We start from the raw sequence: 366 nt of genomic DNA on the forward strand, positions 1-366 counted from the left end.
CCCTCTGCCCTTCTGTGTTTCGGTTTTAAGTTGAATAATGCTGTTTGAACCCCTGCCTATAAGGGGGGCAATAGGTATCGCCTTTGAAACTTCTGTATTTAATAATTTTGACCACGTGCTTATCGCATGAGGATCATCTGCTCTAACTGTTGTTAATGCCATTGATTTTACCTTTCTTTGCTGTAAAAAAAACCGGCTTAAAAGCCGGACCATAACCCTGCATAAAACAGGCTAATTTCTATAAAAATGCACTCTTAATACCCGTTACCAGCACCATGCAATTGCCGAAAAATTGCTTTATTTTTCGGATTTGATATCCAAGCGTCAAATTCTTCTTCTGACATCCTATCAATGCTTGCTAAAGTG

At 39.1% G+C, this 366-nt stretch carries 1 pseudogene; it reads right to left on the reverse strand.

Features of this window, described 5'->3' with window-relative positions:
• A pseudogene (locus ACFILY_RS09625) lies at nt 1–162 on the reverse strand (N4-gp56 family major capsid protein); the annotation flags it as partial.
• Nucleotides 163–366 lie beyond the last annotated feature (204 nt).

Origin of the sequence: Bartonella sp. CL25QHWL (assembly GCF_042195335.1) — a bacterium.
Lineage (GTDB): Bacteria > Pseudomonadota > Alphaproteobacteria > Rhizobiales > Rhizobiaceae > Bartonella.